The organism is Nocardiopsis lambiniae, assembly GCF_031845465.1.
GTDB lineage: Bacteria > Actinomycetota > Actinomycetes > Streptosporangiales > Streptosporangiaceae > Nocardiopsis > Nocardiopsis lambiniae.
In genome coordinates this window covers 256,067-274,040 of the sequence record NZ_JAVREP010000002.1, presented here as the reverse complement: position 1 = coordinate 274,040, position 17,974 = coordinate 256,067, and the positions used below count along the sequence as shown (strand labels likewise).

Below are 17,974 nucleotides of genomic sequence, written 5' to 3'. Positions count from 1 at the left end.
TCTCCTCCTCACCGCTCCGGTCTTCCCCGCCGGCCCTCGGTCCCCACCTCGACCACGTCCTTCCTGGGCCGTCCCCGGCTCCGAGCCTGCCCGTGCCCCGGTCTTCCCGCGCCTCGGCCGGGGGGAGCCGACCGCTCTGCGATGACGCGGACCGTGGCCGTGGAACGGTGGGACGGCGCGGGCGTCGTCACCGTCAGACGGAATATGAGAATTTCAAGCCTCGGATGCGGCTTTTGTCGCGGCGTTTACGATCGGGCGCATGGTCGATGGAGCCCTCCCCCGGTGGACCCGTGTCGCACTTCTGCTGACCGCGCTCGGTGTTTACGCGGTCTCGATCCTTTTCGTGCTGATCGGAGCCGATGGGCGGATCAGGACCAGCGCCGACTCACAGGAGACCGAGCACATCTGGCGGACCTGGCTGCCCGTCCTGGCCGGGACGTCGGTGGTGCTGCTCCTGCCGCGACGGGTGACCGGTGACGATGTCCGGCGGCCGGAGACCACGCCGAAGGCGGTGTGGGCCCTCGGTGCCCAGGCGTCGGTGCTCGTGGTGTGCGCCCTCGCCTTCGTGGTGCTGCTGCTCGCGTCGGGGCCCGCCGAACCCGTGTACACGGTCGGCAAACTCCTCCTGCTCCTGGTGCTGCCGTTGGCGCTGTGGAGGTTCACCGGGTTCGGGAGGGAGGCCGGTGCCCGGGCGGCGTTGCGGGCCCTGGAACGTCCCCGCGTACGGGTCGCGCCGCTGGTCGCGGTGGCGGTGTGGACGGTGGCGACGTTGGCCATCGCCTTCACGGACCACGGGTTCGGCTATCCGGCGGAGTTCGACCCGGTGACGCTCGTGGTCGTCATCGTCATCGGATTCCTCATCAACGCCGTCCTGGAGGAGGTCTTCTACCGGCGGTGGGCGCAGACCCGGTTCGAGCTGTTGGTGGGGCCGGTGGGGGCGATCCTGTGGGCTTCGATCCTGTGGGCCCTCTGGCATGTCGCGATCCAGGGGACCGGGGACCCGCTCACCGACATCGCCCGGGTGGTCGCGAACCAGGGTGTGACGGGGATCTTCCTGGGGCTCTTGTGGTGGAGGTACCGGGCGATGTGGCCGCTGCTCGTGGTGCACGGTCTCGTCAACGCGGTGCCGCTGTTCCATATCGGCTGAGTCCGGCGCGCGGGTGCCGGGCCGTGCGTCGCCCAGGCCCGGCCGGGTGTCCGTTCCGTCCGACCCGAGGCCGACATCGGGGAGTCGCGCTCCTCGCGGTCCTCGCCGCCCGGTCGTCCCGAGGCGAACACCCCGGTGAGGGAGCGGTGTGACACCACGGCGGTCGCCCCCGTCCGCGCCACCGGTACGCGCGGGAAGCGGGCGGGGCGCCCGAGGGGACCTCAGGGGCGGGTGGCCTTGCCGTCGAGCCAGAGGGTGGCGGACTCGTCCCGGTGCGACCCCGTGGTGCCGACGTGCCCGGCGTTGATCTCGGGGCCCTTCTTGATGACGTGCACCAGGGCCATGCCGTGGCCGCGCCCGAGGCCGTACTCCTCCTTGAGCCAGGCCAGGATGGCCCCGGCTTTGGTGTCGGGGGTGTCGAGGCCGCGCTCCCCTGCGAGCGAGACGAACTCACGGGGGGTCAGTCCGGTCTTGTCCTCGATGGTGTCGAGGTACGCCTGGAACGACATGTTCTCTCCTTCCGCCGGACGCGCTCCGCGTGCTCGCGGACGCGTCGCCGGGTCATGGGGGAAGCCTGTCGCGGTGCTCGGACATTTCGTGGGAACGGGTCGCCGGGTGGTCCGAGAACGGTGCGCACCGCGAAAGCGCAACCCGGGGGTTGCGCATTGGGGATCAAAGTGCAACCCTGGGGTTGCGCTCAAAGGAGAGGATCGCCATGATCGACGACATCGACCGCATCGAACGCGCCATCGACATCGACGCCTCCGTCACCCGGGTGTGGGCCCTGATCACCCGCCCGGGCTGGTTCATCAACGACGGGGCGATCATCGACCACGCCATCGAACGCGACGGCGACATCGACATCGTCCGGGATCCCGTGCACGGGGACTTCCGCATCCGCACGGAGAAGCTCGACCCGCACCGCTACGCCGCCTTCCGGTGGCTGGACGACGACACCGACGCCTCCACCCTGGTCGAGTTCCACCTGGACGAACTCCCCGCCGGCGGGGTCCGGCTGCGGGTCGTCGAGAGCGGCTTCGCCACCCTGGGCGGCACCGAGGCCTACCGGCGGCGCCGGTTCGAGCAGAACGCCCAGGGCTGGGAGATCGAACTGGCTGCCGCCCGCGACCACCTGGACCCGCTCGCCGTGCGCCGGGCCGTACACGTCGATGCCACGCCCGAACGCCTGTGGGAGACCATCACGGAACCCGCGCGCTTCGTCGGCTGGTACGCCTTCGACGGCGCCGACTTCGTCGCCGAACCCGGCGCGCCCATGGAACTGCGCTGGGACGAGCACGGCACCTTCCGGGGCCGGGTGGTCGAGGCCGTCGCGCCCCGCCGGTTCGCCTACCGCATCGCCGCCGAGACCGACACCGATCCCGGCGACGACTCCACCCTGGTCGTCCTGGAGGTGCGGGCCTCGGGGGAGGGTTCGCTGCTCACCGTCACCCAGACCGGGTTCACCGATCCCGAGGAGGCCGCCGCCGAGACCGACGGCTGGGAGGGCGGTTTCGCCGGCCTCGCGGAGCACCTGGCGGGAGCACGGGGATGAGCGGGACCGAGGTCGCCACCGCGTTCGCCGCCCTGGGCGACGAGACGCGGTGGAACATCCTGGTCCGCCTGGGCCGCGAACCCGCCTCGGCGTCCGCGCTCGCCGCGGACCTGCCCATCACCCGGCAGGCGGTGGGCAAGCACCTGGAGGTGCTGCGGGCCGTCGGCCTGGTGGAGTCGCGGCGGCAGGGGCGCGAGGTCGTGCACCGGGCGGTGGGCGGGCGACTCAGCGCGTTGGGCCGTGACCTGCAAAGGGTCGGCGAGACATGGGAACGCAGGCTCGCCTCGCTCAAGGAACTCGCCGAACGCGACGACCGACCGTGAGGACGCGCGGTGGCCTCTCCGACGGGTACGACCCGCCGACCGACACCGACGGGTCATCCTCGCCGGACCCGGCGGGCCGCTCGGGGAGGCCACCGCACGCCACCGGATCGACCTTCGCGGCTCCGCCGGTGGTGCCCGCCCCCGCGCCGACGCCTGCGTGCGGCCGTCCCGATCTCCGCCGACCCCGCGTCCCGCCCCGGCGCCCTCTGGCGTTCAACGCCAGGAACGGGAGCTGATCCCCCCGGCGAGGACCTCGCGCTCTCCCGGGGACTCCGGGCGCAGGTGGTGGATCGTGGAGGTCGGATCGGCCGGGGTGCCGGTGTCCGGCACCAGGCCCACGATCGAGCCGTCGTCCAGGTGGACGCGCAGCTCGCTGGGGTATCCGTCGGAGTGGTGGACGATGAGGGTGCCGTCGAGGTCGCGACACCACACCCCGGGGTACTCGCAGCCGGAGGCGATGCCCTCGGCGACCGCCGCGTCGTTCCAGGTGACGACGTATAACGGCGACCCGTCGGCGCCGTGGTAGGTCAACCGCAGCCCCTGGTGCGTCCGGTGGGCCGCGGCCAGGGTCCAGTCGGGGTGGTCCAGCACGGCGATCGGTCGCCCGTACTCCAGGAGCAGGTCGCGGGAGCCCTCGGCGGCGGTGTACCGGCGCAGTTCCTCGGAGAGGAGCGGCAGGATCGCCAACAGGGCGCAGATGAGCACCAGGGCGGGCAGCGCTCCGGGTCTGTGCCTTCCCGGTAGCCACGCGGTGACCATCGCGGCGCCCAGACCCAGGGTGGTGATCGCGCCCGTCAGGAAGGCGATGTTGACCGTGACGCCGCCGGACAGCGGTGTGGCCTCCGGGGCGAGGAAGGCCACCACGACGGGGACGGTCATCGCGGTGCCCGTCACCAGGACCGCGCAGGTCAGGGCGTGATCGACGCCGAACCCCTCCAGCCAGCGGGTGGCCAGCCACACCATGAGCAGGATGACCCCGGTGACCACGGGTGTGAGCAGGAACATCTCCAGACCCGCGTCGCTCATCGTCAGGGCGCGGGAGACGTCCCACACGCCCAACGGGAACAGCGACATGAGGGGGGCGCCGACCAGGCACAGGATGAGGATCGCACCGACCGCGGCGAGTCGTGGTCGGCCCGTGGGAGCACGGGGAAGCACACCGTCCATCAGGCCTGATCATCCTCCTGGCGGGGAGGCAACGTTACGCCTGTCGAGGCTTGAGCGCCAGATGTGCAACGTGGGATTCGGACTTGACCTCACGGCCGACCAGGGAGGGACCATGTCCGCGCCGGGTCGGTCGAGGGTCAACGGCAGGTGAAGGGGACGCGTCTCACCCCTGGAGGAAACGGCGGTACGGGCGCAGGGCGGCGGCGAACACCGCCCGGTCCGGGTCCAGCCTGCTGCTCAGTTTGAGATCCCCCTCGGACCAGCTCTTGAGCTCCTCCTCGAACGGGGCCAGCGCGTCCGACTCCGGGTCGAGGTAGTACATCAGGTCCCTGCGACCCGACAGCGTGCTCCGCAGGAACAGCGCGCCGTTGTCGTCGAGCAGCCGGGCCAGGCGGGACTCCAGTTCCTGGAGGGCGACCGCGGAGGCGCCGTCGGGCTGCCCGTCGGAACCCTTGTCGGTGTAGGGCACGAGCACCTGCACGGCGAGCGTGAACGCCGGGAAGTCACGCCGGGTCACCGGGTGCCGGGCGGAGAGCACCAGCTGGTCCTGGCGCAGGTTGGTGGCCTTGAGGGTCACCCAGCCGTCGTTGCCGCCGCCGAGCATGTCGATCATCTGCCGGACCGCCGCCGGGATCGAGGTGGGCGGCAGCGGGTCCAGGGGGGACTCCTCCAGCGGGACCACCGTGCCGACGCGGCGCACCGACTCGTCCTCTCCCAGGGCGAGCAGCACCACGTGGTCGGCCAGGGCGCGGCGCACGTCCTCGGACAGGAACATGTTGTCGGGGTGGTAGACGCCCACCTCGATCCGCCCGGTGGCGTGGTCGACCCGCATCGACACCGACACGTGGGTCAGGTCGAGCTCGTGGTCGTCCCAGCTCACGGTCCCGGTCAGGCTCTCGTGGTCGGCGGGGCGGGCCGGCAGGAACGCCCAGGCGTCGTCGTCCGGGGCCGAACGCGTCCAGCGCTCGGACTGGATGCGGGCGTCGTCGGAGGGGCCCGGTCGCAGGGTGAGGGCGTGCGCGGGGCCCTTGCCGAAGGCGGCGGGGTCGTCGAGCGCGGCCAACCGCTCCAGGAGTTCGTCGGGGTCGACGTCCATCGAGAGGTCGAGGTCCTCCAGGCCCGGTTCCGGGGTGCTCGGAGCGGGGCCGGCCTCCCAGTCCAGGTCCGGATGGACCGCCTTGACCAGGGCGGTGACCCGCTCGGCGACCTCGTCGGGTGCCGGGCGGTCCGCCGCGACGGCCTCGGCCAGCGGTGCGCGCAGGGTCGGCCAGGCATCCCAGAACGCGGAGATGGCGGCGGTCGAATCGGTGGTGTCGTTGGAGCGGCGACGACGGAACAGAGCCATGGGTCGATTTTCGCAGAAGCGGACGACCACACCCGCCCCGCACACCCCCGCGGGGCGCATAGGCTGGAACCACTATGACTTTGCGTGTACTGGCCGCCATGTCGGGCGGGGTCGATTCCGCGGTCGCCGCGGCCCGTGTGGCCGAGGCCGGCCACGACGTCACCGGTGTCCACCTGGCGCTCTCCAAGAATCCTCAGTCCTACCGCACGGGCGCCCGCGGGTGCTGCACGGTCGAGGACTCCCACGACGCCCGCCGGGCCGCCGACGTCATCGGCATCCCGTTCTACGTGTGGGACATGTCGGAGGAGTTCGACCGGGAGGTCGTGCAGGACTTCGTCGCCGAGTACGAGTCCGGCAACACCCCCAACCCGTGCCTGCGCTGCAACGAGAAGATCAAGTTCGAGGCGGTGCTGGACCGGGCGATCGCGCTGGGCTTCGACGCGGTGGCCACCGGGCACCACGTCCGCAAGGTCGACGGGCGCCTGGTGCGCAGCGTCGACGAGGCCAAGGACCAGTCGTACGTGCTGGGCGTGCTCGACGCCGAACAGGTGGCGCACGCCATGTTCCCGCTGGGCGACTGCACCAAGGACGAGGTGCGGGCCGAGGCCGAGCGCCGGGGGCTGGCGGTCGCCGACAAGCCCGACAGCCACGACATCTGTTTCATCGCCGACGGTGACACCGCCGGCTTCCTCAACCGCCGGTTGGGGGAGCGGCCGGGCGACATCCTCGACGAGGACGGCAACGTGCTGGGCACCCACAGGGGCTCGCACGCCTTCACGGTGGGCCAGCGCAAGGGGCTGGGGCTGGGCGGGGCTCCCGACCCCCGGTACGTGCTGTCCATCGAGCCGGTGAACAACACGGTGACGGTGGGGCCGCGCACGTCGCTGCGGGTCAACGAGATCACGGGCGTGCGGCCGGTGTGGAGCGGCTCGGAGCCGCTCACCGAGCCCACGGCCTGCCACGTGCAGTTGCGCGCCCACGGCGAGGTGTACGCGGCGACGGCGCACCAGCGCGAGGGGGAGTCCGGCCCGGAGCTGGTGGTCCGGCTCGCGGAGCCCGCCACCGGGGTGGCCACCGGTCAGGCCGTGGTGGTCTACGACGGTGGGAAGGGCGACACGGTGCTGGGTTCGGCGACCATCGCGGTCACCGCCCGCGTCTCCGCCTCCGCCTGACGGTGTCCCGGGATCCGGTGGAGGAGCCGCAGGACAAACCGGGCAAAGCAGGACAGGTTTTCGGTCACTTTCCGCCCTTTGCCTCTTGCCGGGGTTAGGTAAGGCAATGCAAAGTGATGGGGTCAAGGTTGGGAGACCCGTCCATGCCCCAGTTCGCTTTCCTCGAAGGTCAACCCTTCTGGGTCGTCTACTTCACGCTGCTCGTCGTCATCCTGTTGCGCGCGCCCGCGACGTACTGGATCGGCCGCGGGCTGGGCGCCGGGGTGAACCGCAGCCGTATGGGGACCCGGCTCGGTCCGCGCCTGGACCGGGCCAAGAACCTCGTCGACCGCTACGGGGCGCCCGTGGTCACCCTGAGCTTCTTCACCGTGGGCATGCAGACCGCCATCAACCTGGCCGCGGGCGTCGTGCGCATGCGCTTCCCGCGCTACTTCGCCGCCGTCTTCGTCGGCGGACTGGCCTGGGCGGGCCTGTGGGGCATGGTCATCGCCGGGATCGTCGGCACCTGGCTCACGCTGTTCCTGGACTCCCCGTGGACCGCGATCGGGGTCGTGGCCGTGGCCGCGGTCCTGGTCACCGTCATGGTGCTCCTCCGTCGCCGTGGAGCGTCCCGCGCGGCCGACGACCCGCGGGCCCCCGACCCCGGCGTCGAACCGGTCGTGGAGGCCGAGACGGCCGAGCCGAGCGGGACCGGGCGGGCCGACGAGGACTCCCCCTCCTCCTCCGAACGCGCCACCACCTGACCCGGCGCGGCCGTGCCGCGCCGTACCCCGGGTCATCCTTGCCCTAACCTTGGGCGATGTGAGCGAACAGCACCCCTACCCCTGGCCCACCGCCTCCTCCACCGGGGTCGGGTCGTGGCCTGGAGAGGACCCCGACGAGGCCGTCCGCACCGTCCTGGGCGAACTCCCCGACCTTCCCCACCTGCCCGAACTGCCCGGACGCGGTGTCGGCGCCGACATGATCGGCCGCACCGCCGGACTGCTCGTGGAGTTCCCCGTCGAGGTGCAGCCCACCGGGTGGCGCGTCGCCGACACCCCCGGCCGCGACCTGTACCGCGCCCACGGGTTCCTCTCCCGCGACCTGGACGTCCTCACCGAGCACGCCCACGCCTACGAGGGCGCGCTCAAGATCCAGGTGGCCGGTCCGTGGACGATGGCGGCCTCCACCGAACTGCGCAACGGCCAGCGCGTGATCGCCGACCCCGGCGCGTACCGCGATCTCTGCGCCTCCCACCTCGAAGGCGTACGCGCCCACCTCGCCGACGTCCGCACACGGGTGCCCGGCGCCCGCCTCCTCGTGCAGATCGACGAACCCTCCCTGCCGGCCGTCCTGCTCGGCGCCCTGCCCACCGCCAGCGGCTACGGCCGACTGCGCGCCGTGGACCGGATCCGTGTCGAGGAGACGCTGCGCACCCTGTTCACGACGATCACCGACGCCGGGGCCGTCCCCGTCGTCCACTGCTGCGCCGGCAACGCGCCCCTGGACCTGTTGCGCCGCAGCGGCGCGCGAGCGCTGAGCCTGGACGCCGGACTGCTCGACCGTCGTCACGACGACATGGTCGGCACCGCCGTCGAGGCCGGTGTCGGGCTGTTGCTCGGCGTCGTTCCGGCGGTCGATCCCACCCCCTCCGAGCAGGCCCGAATGTCCGACCCCGCCGCTAACGTCGATGTCGTACGCGAGTTGTGGAACCGGCTGGGCTTCAGCCCCGACCTGCTCTCACGGACGGTGGTCACGACCCCCGCCTGCGGGCTGGCCGGCGCCTCCCCCCACCACGCCCGGGCGGCCCTGCGGGCCGCGCGGGACGGGGCCCGGGTCCTGCGTGACGAGCCCCGCAGGTCGTAGACGAGCACGAGACGGAAAGGCGGCCACGTGGCGCCCGAGAACACCAGCGAGACCCCCGACGAGGCGCGCACCCGCCACGAGGAGTTGTCCAGGGACCTGGACGATCACAGCTACCGCTACTACCTGGGCAACCCGATCGTCTCCGACGCCGAGTACGACGCCCTCATGGGCGAGCTGCGCGCCATCGAGGAGAGGTACCCGCAGCTCATCTCCCAGGACTCGCCCACCCAGAAGGTCGGCGCCCCCATCAGCGTCGACTTCGCGGCGGTCGAGCACCTGGTGCGGATGGAGAGCCTGGGCAACGCCTTCGACTTCGACGAGCTGAACGCCTGGGCGGACCGCGCCTCGGCCGAGGTACCCGTCGACGCCTACCTGTGCGAGCTGAAGATCGACGGTCTGGCCGTGGACCTGGTCTACGAGAAGGGCCGCCTGGTGCGGGCCGCCACCCGCGGCGACGGCCGGGTGGGCGAGGACATCACCCTCAACATCCGCACCATCGACGTCGTACCCGAGCGGCTGGACGAGAGCGTGCGCCCCGCGCCGGAGCTGTTGGAGGTGCGCGGCGAGGTGTTCCTGCCGGTCGAGGCGTTCGAGGCGCTCAACCGGCGCATCACCGAGACCGGCGAGCACACCCCCTTCGCCAACCCGCGCAACGCCGCCGCCGGATCGCTGCGGCAGAAGGACCCGCGGGTCACCGCCACCCGGCCGTTGTCGATGATCGTGCACGGCGTGGGCGCCTACGTTCCCGCCGGAGGCGGCGAGAACGGTCGTCCGGGCTCGGAGGACGTCGCCTTCACGAGCCAGTCGCAGGCCTACGCCCTGCTCGGGGAGTGGGGACTGCCGCTCAGCGACCGCTACAGGGTCGTGTCCTCCATGGACGAGGTGCGCGCCTACGTCTCCCACTACCAGGAGCACCGGCACGAGCCCGACTACGAGATCGACGGCATCGTCATCAAGGTGGACGCCTTCTCGCTTCAGCGGCGGCTGGGATCCACCAGCCGCGCCCCGCGCTGGGCGATCGCCTACAAGTACCCGCCCGAAGAGGTCACCACCAGGTTGGTGGACATCAAGGTGGGTGTGGGCCGTACCGGTCGGGTCACCCCCTACGGCGTCATGGAGCCGGTCACGGTGGCCGGGTCCGAGGTCGAGTTCGCCACCCTGCACAACGCGCAGGAGGTCCAGCGCAAGGGTGTGCTCATCGGTGACACGGTGGTGCTGCGCAAGGCGGGCGACGTCATCCCCGAGATCGTCGGCCCGGTGCTGGAGAAACGCGACGGTACCGAGCGGCCCTTCGTGATGCCCGAGGTCTGCCCCGAGTGCGGCACCCCGCTGGGTCAGCAGAAGGAGGGCGACGTCGACCTGCGCTGCCCCAACGCCCGCTCCTGCCCCGGCCAGCTGCGCGAACGCCTGTTCTTCGTGGCCGGCCGCAAGGCGCTGGACATCGAGGCGCTCGGCTACGTGGCGGCCACCGCGTTGACGCAGCCGCTGGAGCCGACCGAGGCGCCGCTCGCGAACGAGGGCGACCTGTTCGACCTCACCGTCGAGCAGTTGTTGCCGATCCGCACCTACGTGCTCGACCCCGACACCTCCGAGCCCAAGACCGACCCCAAGACGGGCGAGGCCAAGGTCGTCTCCTTCTTCGTCAATCTCAAGGGCGAGCCCAAGAAGACCGTGGAGAAGCTGTTCGAGCAGTTGGAGATCGCCAAGACGCGGCCGTTGTGGCGGGTCCTGGTGTCGCTGTCCATCCGGCACGTGGGCCCGCGCGCCGCCGAGGACCTGGCCCGCCACTTCCGGTCGATGGACGCCATCCGGGCGGCCTCGGAGGAGGAACTGGCGGCCGTCGACGGCGTCGGCCCGACCATCGCCCGCTCCATCAAGGAGTGGTTCGAGGTCGACTGGCACCGGGAGATCGTCGCCAAGTGGGCGGCGGCCGGCGTGCGCATGGAGGACGAGGCGCCTGATTATGAGTCGGACATCCTCGACAACTCCACAGTTGTAGTGACCGGTGGTCTGCAAGAGTTCACACGCGATAGTGCGAAGGAAGCCATCACCGGGCGCGGGGGCCGTGCCACATCGTCGGTGTCTAAGAAAACCGGATTCGTGGTGGTGGGCGACAGCCCCGGCTCCAAGTACGACAAGGCCGTCAAGCTGGGTGTGCCGATCCTGGACGAGCAGGGCTTCAAAGTGCTGTTGGAGCGTGGCCCGCAAGAGGCATTGAAGATGGCTATCAACCTGCCAACGATGGCTGAGGCAATGACAGAACAGATGAAGTCAGATCCCGAATAGTGAGGCGTGAAGGTGGCCGCGCGGCGGTCCGGAAGCCATCCGACACGCACGTCCGTTCGATGGTCCGTGGGTCGGAATCCGTTCCGGACCGCCGTTTCTTTTCCCGGTTCGCGCCACAATCGACCCACGTCTTGGTTAACTGATAGTTCCTGGCGGACGACACTTGGTGACGAAGCGGCGTAAGGTGGACAGTGTGCTCCGCGAAGCGGACACCACCGAACCCGGGATTCGGTCATGGAGGGGTGACCGCGCCCGAGGGCCGAACCATCAGGAGCGGCGGCACGGCCGATGCCGTCGATCTCCGCGTCCCCCTCACGAGGACACAACGGATGAGAGACCCCATCAGTACCCGGGACATCGGCCCGCGGATCGGGACGCCGCTGTGGCTGTACATGGCCGGCACCGTCGCCGCCGGAACGCTCCTGCTCGCCGCCGCCCTGCTGTGGGCCGGGCCCGACCTGCTCCCGTACGCGGTCGAACCGCTCACGTGGGTCCTGCTCGGCATGGTCCTCTTCGGTGAACTGCGCCCCATCTCCATCCCCGGGCGGTCCCCCGGCAGCGGCGCGCCCACCTCGCTGCCGTTCTCCCTGGCCCTGATCCTCTTCCAAGGCCTGCCCCTGGCCGGACTCGTCCAGGTCGTCGCCACTGTCGTCGCCGGGTTCGCCCGCGGCCACGCCGCCCACCGCATCGCCTTCAACGCCGCCCAGTACACCCTGTCCCTCGGTGCCGCCGACGCCGTCCTGCGCCTGGTCCTGGCGCCCCTGCGCGGCACCGCCACGGGGGTGCCCGCCGGGCAGGCGCTCCTCGCCATCGGGCTGGCCGGAATCACCTACTTCCTGGTCAACCGGATCCTGGTGATCTGCGCCGTCGCCATGCACGAACGCGTTCCCCTGGGACAGGCCATGGCCAAGGGCCTCGGCCGCCAGATCCAGATCAACGCCGTCCTCGTCGGCATGGCCCCCCTCGTCGCCGTCGCCATGACCCACTCGGTGCTGTACGTGCCGCTCTTCGCCCTGCCCCTGGGCGCCCTCTACACCAGTGCCCTGTTGTCGGTGAAGCGCGATCACCAGGCCAACCACGACGAACTCACCGGCCTGGCCAACCGCAAACTCCTCACCCTGCGTGCCCACCAGGAGATCGACGCCGCCCGCCGCCGCGGCGGCCGGGTCGGCCTGCTCCTGCTCGACCTCGACCGGTTCAAAGAGGTCAACGACACCCTGGGGCACCCCACCGGGGACCGGCTCCTCCAGATCGTCGCCGGCCGACTCACCCACAGCGTCCGCCCCGGCGACCTCGTCGCCCGGCTCGGCGGCGACGAGTTCGCGGTGCTGCTGCCCCAGATCCGCGACATCGAGGCGGCCGCGGAGGTCGCCGCCCGCCTGCGCGGCGCCCTCACCGAACCCGTCCGCCTCGACGGCATGGACCTCGACCTGGAGGCCAGTATCGGCATCGCCCTCCACCCCGAGGACGCCGTCGACTTCGAACACCTCATGCAGCGCGCCGACGTGGCCATGTACGTCGCCAAGTCCGCCCGCTCCGGGGTGGAGTCCTACGACCCCGGCAAGGACCGCAACTCCACCGCACGGCTCAGCCTGTTCAGCGAACTCCGTCGAGGCCTCACCGAAGGCGCCCTCGAAATGCACTACCAGCCCAAGGTGCGCCTCGACGACGGACACCCCGTCGGGGTGGAGGCCCTCGCCCGCTGGCGTCACCCCACGCGCGGGCTGCTCGGACCCGAGGAGTTCATGCCGGTCGTGGAGGAGTCCCACCTGTTCCGTGCCTTCACCGGGCAGGTCCTCGACATCACCCTGGCCCACCTGGCGCGATGGCGGGAACAGGGGATGCGCCTGCCCGTCTCCGTCAACCTGGGCGTGCGCGAACTCCTCGACCCCTCCCTGCCCGAAACCGTCGCCTCCGCGCTGGCCGAGCACGGGATCCCGCCCGAACGCCTGGTGCTGGAGATCGGTGAACACGCCCTCATCACCGACGTCGAAGCGGCCACGGCGGCCGTCCACCGACTCCGCGAACTCGGCGTGGGCCTGGCATTGGACGACTTCGGCACCGGCCACTTCACCCTGGTCCAGCTCGCCGGGCTGCCGCTCGACGAGGTCAAGATCCACGAGTCGTTCACCGCCCGCCTCACCGACGGCACCGGCAACGGTCCGACGGTGGTCCACGCCGCCATCGCGCTGGTCAACGCGCTCGGCATGCGCGCCACCGCCGAAGGCGTGCAGACCCGGGAGTTCGCCGAGGCCGCCCGGGGCACCGGCTGCCACGCCGCCCAGGGGCACCACTTCGCCGCGCCGATGCCCGCCGACGAGGCCCTCACCTGGCTGACCGCCCACCGAGGGTTGTCCACAGGGGCCCCGACCTCGGGGTGATCCGGATCGCGGCCCCGGCCGACCGGCACCGGCAACGACGACGGAGCCATAGGATTGACGGGACAGTCCGTCCGCCGAAGAAACGGTTAAGTCACTCATGACCGCCATCACCCGCGATGAGGTCGCGCACCTCGCCCGGTTGTCGCGGCTGGCGCTCGACGAGAGCGAGCTCGACACGCTCGCCGCCCAGCTCGGTGACATCCTCACCGCCGTGGCCAAGGTGCAGGAGGTCGCCCAGGGCGACATCCCGCCGAGCTCGCACGCCCTGCCGCTGACCAACGTCTTCCGTCCCGACGAGGCCCGGCCCTGCCTCACTCCGGAGCAGGCCCTGTCCGGCGCCCCGGCCGTGGAGGACCAGCGGTTCCGGGTTCCGCGCATCCTCGGGGAGGAGGAGTAGACATGAGCGACATCGTGAGCCTGAGCGCCGCCGACCTCGGCACGGCGATCAAGACGGGCGAGGTCTCCGCGGAGGAGGCCGCCACCGCCTACCTGGACCGGATCGAGGCCGTGGACGGCGAGATCGACGCCTTCCTCCACGTGCGCCGTGAGACCGCCCTCGACCAGGCCCGCGCGGTGGACGCCCGCCGCGCCGCCGGTGAGGAACTGGGCCCGCTCGCCGGCGTCCCGGTCGCCCACAAGGACGTGTTCACCACCAAGGACATGCCCACCACCGCCGCCTCCAAGATCCTGGAGGGCTGGCACCCGCCCTACGACGCCACCGTCACCGCGCGTCTGCGCGAGGCCGGGCTGGTCATCCTGGGCAAGACCAACATGGACGAGTTCGCGATGGGCTCCTCCACCGAGAACTCCGCCTACCAGGTCACCCGCAACCCGTGGGACACCTCCCGCATCCCCGGCGGCTCCTCCGGCGGGTCGTCGGCGGCCGTCGCGGCGTTCCAGGCCCCGCTGGCCACCGGCACCGACACCGGTGGTTCCATCCGCCAGCCCGCCGCCGTGTGCGGCCTGGTCGGTGCCAAGCCCACCTACGGCGGTTCCTCCCGCTACGGCATGATCGCGTTCGCGTCCTCCCTGGACACCCCCGGCCCGTTCGCGCGCAACGTGCTCGACGCCGCCCTGCTCCAGGAGGCGTTCTCCGGGCACGACCCGCTCGACTCCACCTCCATCGACGCCCCCGTGCCGCCGATCGTCGAGGCCGCCCGCAACGGCGAGATCGACGGCCTGCGCATCGGCGTGGTGAGGGAACTCGACAGCGACGGCTTCCAGGCCGGTGTGCGTCAGCGCTTCCACGAGAGCCTGGAGCTGCTGGAGTCCCTGGGCGCCAAGATCGTCGAGGTGTCCTGCCCCAGCTTCGACGCCGCCCTGTCGGCGTACTACCTCATCGCGCCCAGCGAGTGCTCGTCGAACCTGGCCCGGTTCGACGCCATGCGCTACGGCCTGCGCGTCGGCGACGACGGCACCCGCAGCGCCGAAGAGGTCATGTCGCTGACCCGCGCCCAGGGCTTCGGCCCGGAGGTGAAGCGGCGCATCATGCTGGGGACGTACGCGCTGTCCAGCGGTTACTACGACGCCTACTACGGCAGCGCCCAACAGGTCCGCACGCTCATCAAGCGCGACTTCGACGCCGCCTTCGAGAACGTGGACGTGCTGGTCTCGCCGACCACGCCGACCACCGCGTTCCCGATCGGCGAGCGCGCCGAGGACCCGATGGCGATGTACCTGGCCGACCTGTGCACCATCCCGTCCAACCTGGCGGGCAACGCGGCGCTGTCGGTGCCGTGCGGCCTGGCGCCGGAGGACGGGCTGCCGGTGGGCCTCCAGATCATGGCCCCGCCGCTGGCCGACGACCGCGCCTACCGGGTGGCGGCGGCGGTCGAGCGCGCCCTGACCGATCGGGACGGCGCCCTGATCGCCCGCAGCCCGTACGCGGTCAACGCTTAGGCGTCCGCGCGAAGCGCCCGCCGGCCCTCGGGGCGGGCGGGCGCTTCCGTGTCCGCGGAAGGGGAACGGGGCCCGGGCCGTGGGGGGTACGGTCCGGACCCCGGGCTCAGGGGGTCGGGGTCCGACCGTCGGCGGCCCTCCTGCGGCGGCTCAGCACGACGAACGCGCCGCCGCCCAGGAGCAGTGCCAGGCCGCCGACGACGAGGGCGGCGATCGCCCCGCCGGTCAGCGCAAGGCGGCTCTCCTCGCCGGCCGCGGCCACCGGGCTCGCCGACGGGTCCGCGATCGGCGGCGGGGTGCCGCCCGCCTCGTCCCAGACCACCGACACCGTTCGGGAGACGGTGATCTCACCGTCGGCGGCGGCGATCAGTGTCTGGGTGGGTTCGTCCTCGTCCTCGCCCTTGAAGAGCCGGCCGGTGAGCACGGCGGCCTCCGCGGCGAGGGTGAGTTCGGCCTCGCCCGCCCCGGCGTCGGCGGGGACGGCGAACCCGATCCGGTCTCCGTCGGAGACGGACTCCACCGTCGCCCCGCCGTCGAGGTCGACGATCTCCACGCCGTCGGGCGCGTCCAGCTCCAGCGGCACCGCGTCGGCGCTGGTCTCCACGGTGAAGGCGCCGACCGTCCCGCCGGCCAGTCCCGATCCCAGGTCGGGGGAGACGGACAGGGCGGACGGGGGCTCGTCGGATGGTTCCTCGGCGTTCTCGACCAGGTGGTCGTAGAGCCGGATCACCTCCTCCTCGCTCACCGGTGCCGTGATGTCCGGGTTCTGCTCCACCTCGGCCAGGTCGAGGCCGTTGCTGAAGTGCCAGATCGCCGCCTGGGTGGCGGTGAGGGCCTCCGCCTTCGACAGGCCCGGGGTGTCGATCGCCTCGCGCAGATCGGGGATGTCCACCACCGGGTAGGAGTTCATGAGGATCCAGTGGACCTTGCCGGGTTCGCCGAAGTCGCCCTCACCGGGGTAGTTCGCCCACTCGTCCTCCCGGTACCAGGCGTCGCCGACGATGCCGGTCCGGAAGTCGATGCAGTAGGTGGTGAGCGTCCGATCCCCCAGGTCCACCCTGAACGTGCCCGTGGTGGTGAACTCCTCGCCCCGCATGATGATCCCGTGACCGTGTTCGTCGACACCGGTGTACCGACCGCGCACGGACTCCGCCATGGCGGGAAGGGCCAAGGGGCCCAGCACCAGGGCGGTGGCCGCGAACGCGGCGGGGATCACACGGGAGAGCGGCACGTTCACATATCACTTTCCGGTGGGGCGCGGAGTGGGGGAGCGGAGGACGGCGGGGAGGGCGGAACCTGTTCCGTTCGGGGATACGGGGCCGATGGTAGCGATTCATCTCTCGGCGGCCAACCCTCGGTAGTGACGCAAGTGCACTGTGTCCAAACTTGAGTCTTTTGTCCGTTCACTGAACGACAAAGGCCCCTTCCCGGAGGGGAAGGGGCCCGATGACGCAGGCGGTGCCTACTCCTGGGTGGAGGCGGCCTTGCGCTTGCGGCTCAGGTAGATCGCACCGCCACCGGCGCCGAGGGCGGCGATGCCGGCCGCGACGAGGCCGGCCAGGGCGCCACCGGTGACGGGCAGGCTCGGGCGGTCATCGGCCGGGGGGGTCGGCTTCGGGGACTCCGGGACGGAGGGGGACTCCGACGGGGCCGGGGACTCGGGGGCGCTGGGCTCCTCGGTCGGCTCGCTGGGCTCCTCGGTGGGCTCGCTGGGCTCGTCGGTCGGGGGGACCTCGGGCTTGGCGGTCCAGGAGGCGGACGCCGAAGCGGACACCGTGACCTTCTCGGTCTTGGCGGTGATCAGGGTCTGGGTCGGCTTGTCGCTCTCGCCCTTGAAGAGACGTCCGGCGGAGACGTCGGCGGTGGTCTCCAGGGAGAAGGAGGCGTTGCCGGCGGCGGCGTCGGCCGGGACGTCGAAGGCGACCTCGTCGCCGTTCTCGACGGCGGTGACCGGCTCGCCGGTCTCCAGGTCGACCAGGGTGACGCCCTCGGGGGCGTCGAGGACGACCGGAACGGAGGCGGCGCTGGTCTCGATGACGAACGCGCCGACCTTGGAGCCGGCCTCACCCTCGGCGGTACCCGGGGTGACGCTCAGCGCCGGTCCCGGCTCCTGGGGCAGTTCCACGGCGCTCTCGACCAGGTGGTCGTAGACCTTCCTGACGCCCGCCGGGTCGTTCGCGGTGACCTCGGCGCCGTTGGTGAAGTGCCAGATCGCGGCCTGGGTGGCGGCGATGGCGTGTTCCTCCTTGAAACGGGAGTTGGTCAGGCCGGCGTTCTCGGCCAACTGCGCGGCCGAGATCGTCGGGTAGCTGTTCTGGAGGATCCAGTGGACCTTGCCCGGTGAGGCGAACGCGCCCTCGCCCGGGTAGTTCGCCCAGTCGTCCTCGCGGTACCAGGCGTCACCGCGGATGCCGGTCTCCAGGTCGATGCAGTACGTGGTGAACGTGCCACCGTCCTCCAGCTTCAGGGTGAAGAGCGTGGTGCTCTCGTTGGCGCCATTGATGCGAACGTCGGCGCCCTTCTGAGCCGGACCCGTGTACTGGGCCCGAACGGCGCCCTCGTAGGTGTCGGGGTCCGCGGCGGCCGGGGCGGCCAGACCGAGGGCGAGAAGGGCTGCCGCGCCCGCGGCGACGGTCGTACGCCCGAGGGCAAGGGGGAGGGACACGTTCGTCACGTCTGTTCCTTGGGTTCTACGGCTCCGACCGCGGGCCGGGTCAAGGGCGCCCGTACGGCCTGGGAGCACGTGAGGAGTGTGAGCGGGGGAGACCGGTCGGGCATGACCGCCCGAGCGATGTCGGTGATGCGGGACGTCCCCACCGAACCGATGAGGCGTGGTCGCGCCGCGCCTCCTGTGCGC

At 71.4% G+C, this 17,974-nt stretch carries 15 protein-coding genes; 10 read left to right on the top strand and 5 right to left on the bottom strand.

Going from position 1 to position 17,974, the window contains the following annotated elements; genetic code table 11:
* The first annotated feature begins 259 nt into the window (after positions 1 to 259).
* Positions 260 to 1,147 (top strand): CPBP family intramembrane glutamic endopeptidase, encoded by an 888-nt coding sequence (locus RM479_RS05585; protein WP_311510631.1) that lies wholly within the window; start codon positions 260 to 262, stop codon positions 1,145 to 1,147.
* Between the two features lie 221 nt (positions 1,148 to 1,368).
* Here the strand turns inward: RM479_RS05585 and RM479_RS05580 are convergent, their stop codons facing one another.
* Positions 1,369 to 1,656: a DUF4287 domain-containing protein gene (locus tag RM479_RS05580; RefSeq protein WP_311510630.1), complete on the bottom strand. Its 288-nt coding sequence runs from the start codon at positions 1,654 to 1,656 to the stop codon at positions 1,369 to 1,371.
* Between the two features lie 206 nt (positions 1,657 to 1,862).
* Here RM479_RS05580 and RM479_RS05575 point away from each other — a divergent pair, with 206 nt between their 5' ends.
* Positions 1,863 to 2,699: an SRPBCC domain-containing protein gene (locus RM479_RS05575; RefSeq protein WP_311510629.1), complete on the top strand. Its 837-nt coding sequence runs from the start codon at positions 1,863 to 1,865 to the stop codon at positions 2,697 to 2,699.
* Positions 2,696 to 3,022, top strand: coding sequence for an ArsR/SmtB family transcription factor (locus tag RM479_RS05570; RefSeq protein ID WP_311510628.1), 327 nt, complete (start codon positions 2,696 to 2,698; stop codon positions 3,020 to 3,022). The genes RM479_RS05575 and RM479_RS05570 overlap by 4 nt, the downstream gene beginning before the upstream one ends.
* A 213-nt stretch (positions 3,023 to 3,235) precedes the next feature.
* Here RM479_RS05570 and RM479_RS05565 read toward each other — a convergent pair whose 3' ends face one another.
* Both RM479_RS05565 and RM479_RS05560 read right to left on the bottom strand, forming a co-directional pair.
* Positions 3,236 to 4,189, bottom strand: coding sequence for a hypothetical protein (locus tag RM479_RS05565; protein ID WP_311510627.1), 954 nt, complete (start codon positions 4,187 to 4,189; stop codon positions 3,236 to 3,238).
* Positions 4,190 to 4,352: 163 nt separating this feature from the next.
* On the bottom strand, positions 4,353 to 5,534 hold the full coding sequence (locus RM479_RS05560) for a DUF695 domain-containing protein (RefSeq protein ID WP_311510626.1): 1,182 nt from the start codon (positions 5,532 to 5,534) through the stop codon (positions 4,353 to 4,355).
* Between the two features lie 74 nt (positions 5,535 to 5,608).
* On the opposite strand from RM479_RS05560, the gene mnmA reads away from it, so the two are divergent.
* From mnmA to gatA, 7 genes are all read left to right on the top strand, one after another.
* Positions 5,609 to 6,706 carry a tRNA 2-thiouridine(34) synthase MnmA gene (gene mnmA, locus RM479_RS05555; RefSeq protein WP_311510625.1) on the top strand — a complete coding sequence of 366 codons (1,098 nt, stop codon included), beginning with the start codon at positions 5,609 to 5,611 and terminating at the stop codon, positions 6,704 to 6,706.
* 143 nt (positions 6,707 to 6,849) lie between these two features.
* Positions 6,850 to 7,449, top strand: coding sequence for a DedA family protein (locus RM479_RS05550; RefSeq protein WP_311510624.1), 600 nt, complete (start codon positions 6,850 to 6,852; stop codon positions 7,447 to 7,449).
* Between the two features lie 58 nt (positions 7,450 to 7,507).
* On the top strand, positions 7,508 to 8,551 hold the full coding sequence (locus tag RM479_RS05545; protein ID WP_311510623.1) for a methionine synthase: 1,044 nt from the start codon (positions 7,508 to 7,510) through the stop codon (positions 8,549 to 8,551).
* 27 nt (positions 8,552 to 8,578) lie between these two features.
* On the top strand, positions 8,579 to 10,837 hold the full coding sequence (gene ligA / locus RM479_RS05540) for an NAD-dependent DNA ligase LigA (protein ID WP_311510622.1): 2,259 nt from the start codon (positions 8,579 to 8,581) through the stop codon (positions 10,835 to 10,837).
* A gap of 329 nt (positions 10,838 to 11,166) precedes the next feature.
* Positions 11,167 to 13,218, top strand: a complete 2,052-nt coding sequence (locus RM479_RS05535; protein WP_311510621.1) for a putative bifunctional diguanylate cyclase/phosphodiesterase — start codon at positions 11,167 to 11,169, stop codon at positions 13,216 to 13,218.
* Between the two features lie 97 nt (positions 13,219 to 13,315).
* Positions 13,316 to 13,615: an Asp-tRNA(Asn)/Glu-tRNA(Gln) amidotransferase subunit GatC gene (gene gatC / locus RM479_RS05530; RefSeq protein ID WP_274809257.1), complete on the top strand. Its 300-nt coding sequence runs from the start codon at positions 13,316 to 13,318 to the stop codon at positions 13,613 to 13,615.
* A 2-nt stretch (positions 13,616 to 13,617) separates the two neighbouring features.
* A complete protein-coding gene (gatA, locus tag RM479_RS05525; protein ID WP_311510620.1) occupies positions 13,618 to 15,117 on the top strand; it encodes an Asp-tRNA(Asn)/Glu-tRNA(Gln) amidotransferase subunit GatA in 1,500 nt (499 codons plus the stop codon).
* A gap of 106 nt (positions 15,118 to 15,223) precedes the next feature.
* Here the strand turns inward: gatA and RM479_RS05520 are convergent, their stop codons facing one another.
* Together RM479_RS05520 and RM479_RS05515 are read right to left on the bottom strand one after the other, a co-directional pair.
* Positions 15,224 to 16,348 carry a thioester domain-containing protein gene (locus RM479_RS05520; protein WP_311510619.1) on the bottom strand — a complete coding sequence of 375 codons (1,125 nt, stop codon included), beginning with the start codon at positions 16,346 to 16,348 and terminating at the stop codon, positions 15,224 to 15,226.
* Between the two features lie 231 nt (positions 16,349 to 16,579).
* Positions 16,580 to 17,791 (bottom strand): thioester domain-containing protein, encoded by a 1,212-nt coding sequence (locus RM479_RS05515; protein WP_311510618.1) that lies wholly within the window; start codon positions 17,789 to 17,791, stop codon positions 16,580 to 16,582.
* Positions 17,792 to 17,974 lie beyond the last annotated feature (183 nt).